Genomic DNA, 2,157 nt, shown 5'->3' on the forward strand with positions numbered 1-2,157 from the left:
GCCGCCCTTGACGGCGGCGTCGGCGACGCAGTGGCGCAGATGCTGCTCCAGCAGCTGCAGGGCGAAGGACTGCAGCGCCTTGGTGGAGGCCGAGACCTGGGTGAGTATGTCGATGCAGTAGACGTCCTCGTCGACCATCCGCTGCAGCCCGCGGATCTGCCCCTCGATCCGGCGCAGGCGCTTGAGGTGCTCGTCCTTCTGCTGGTGGTAGCCGTACGTCGCGTGCTGATGCTCGTGCCCGTGCGGCTCGTCGACGGTGGCCCCGGAGGGCGCCGGCACGCCGGCCTCGGTGGTCGTCATCGCGTCCTCCTGTCGGTACACCGTCACCGGGGCCCGATATACCCCTGGCGGGTATATCGTACCGAATTCTCCGCTGCACGGGCCCCTCCAGGAAGATCACCGCGCGGCATGGGTGACACTGGGGAACGGCCCCTTGCGAGAGCCCCGGGCTCTTAGCCGTGGCCGGATGATGCGCTTAGCATCACCCTGACCGACACCGATGCACCCCGAGGACCCCACGTGCGCTTTCGTCTGACCCCCAGGGAGACGAGCTTCTACGACATGTTCGCCGCGTCCGCGGACAACATCGTCGCGGGCTCGAAGCTCCTTTTGGAACTGCTCGGGGCGGACGCCTCCGCCCGGGCCGAGATCGCAGAGCGTATGCGGGCCGCGGAGCACGCGGGCGACGACGCCACGCACGCGATCTTCCACCAGCTGAACTCCTCGTTCATCACGCCCTTCGACCGTGAGGACATCTACTCCCTGGCGTCGTCCCTGGACGACATCATGGACTTCATGGAGGAGGCCGTCGATCTGGTCGTCCTCTACAACATCGAGGAGCTGCCGCGGGGCGTCGAGCAGCAGATCGAGGTCCTGGCCCGGGCGGCGGAACTGACCGCCGAGGCCATGCCGCATCTGCGCACGATGGAGAACCTCACCGAGTACTGGATCGAGGTGAACCGCCTGGAGAACCAGGCGGACCAGATCCACCGCAAACTCCTCGCCCACCTGTTCAACGGCAAGTACGACGCGATCGAGGTGCTCAAGCTCAAGCAGATCGTGGACGTACTGGAGGAGGCGGCGGACGCCTTCGAGCACGTGGCGAACACGGTGGAGACCATCGCGGTCAAGGAGTCCTGAGGCGTCCATGGACACCTTCGCTCTGATCCTGACCATCCTGGTCGCCCTGGGCTTCGCCTACACCAACGGTTTCCACGACTCCGCCAACGCCATCGCCACCTCCGTCTCCACGCGGGCGCTGACCCCGCGGGCGGCGCTCGGCATGGCGGCGGTGATGAACCTCGCCGGTGCCTTCCTCGGCAGCGGCGTCGCCAAGACCGTCAGTGAGGGCCTGATCGAGCCCCCCACCGGCAGCCGGGGCATGGGCATCCTCTTCGCGGCCCTGCTCGGCGCGATCGTCTGGAACCTGATCACCTGGTACTTCGGGCTTCCCTCGTCCTCCTCGCACGCCCTGTTCGGCGGCCTGGTCGGCGCGGCACTCGCCGGCGGCACGGCCGTGCACTGGTCGGGCGTGGTCGACAAGGTGGTCACCCCGATGTTCCTGTCGCCGGTGATCGGCCTGATCGTCGGCTACCTGGTGATGGCGGCCATCATGTGGATCTTCCGCCGCACCAACCCGCACAAGGCCAAGCGCGGCTTCCGCATAGCACAGACCGTCTCCGCGGCCGGCATGGCCCTCGGCCACGGTCTGCAGGACGCCCAGAAGACCATGGGTGTCGTGGTGATGGCCCTGGTCATCGGCGGCGTCGAGACCTACGGCGACCCGATCCCGGTGTGGGTGAAGCTGGTCTCCGCCCTGATGCTGTCGCTGGGCACCTACGCGGGCGGCTGGCGCATCATGCGCACCCTGGGCCGCAAGATCATCGAGCTGGACCCGCCGCAGGGGTTCGCGGCCGAGGCGACCGGCGCGTCGATCATGTTCGGCACCGCGTTCGTGTTCCACGCGCCGATCTCCACCACCCATGTGATCACCTCGGCGATCATGGGCGTGGGCGCCACCAAGCGGGTCAACGCGGTCCGCTGGGGCGTGGCGAAGAACATCGTGGTGGGCTGGTTCATCACCATGCCGGCGGCCGCGATCGTCTCGGCGGTCGTCTTCTGGCTGATAAAGCTGGCGATCCTGTAGGCCGGCCGGCC

General features: G+C 67.7%; 3 protein-coding genes. 2 read left to right on the top strand and 1 reads right to left on the bottom strand.

The window, feature by feature from the left end:
* Window positions 1–300: metal-sensitive transcriptional regulator (locus AB0I83_RS31380; protein WP_363307043.1), on the bottom strand; the 300-nt coding region annotated here is incomplete at its 3' end.
* Window positions 301–519: 219 nt separating this feature from the next.
* Between AB0I83_RS31380 and AB0I83_RS31385 the strand changes: the two genes are divergently transcribed.
* Window positions 520–1,140: a DUF47 family protein gene (locus AB0I83_RS31385; protein WP_189427813.1), complete on the top strand. Its 621-nt coding sequence runs from the start codon at window positions 520–522 to the stop codon at window positions 1,138–1,140.
* A gap of 7 nt (window positions 1,141–1,147) precedes the next feature.
* The gene (locus AB0I83_RS31390) at window positions 1,148–2,146 is read left to right on the top strand and encodes an inorganic phosphate transporter (protein WP_168131688.1); all 999 of its coding nucleotides are present in this window, start codon (window positions 1,148–1,150) and stop codon (window positions 2,144–2,146) included.
* Window positions 2,147–2,157: the final 11 nt, after the last annotated feature.

The sequence above is a fragment of the Streptomyces sp. NPDC049970 genome (assembly GCF_040660235.1).
Classification (GTDB): Bacteria; Actinomycetota; Actinomycetes; order Streptomycetales; family Streptomycetaceae; genus Streptomyces.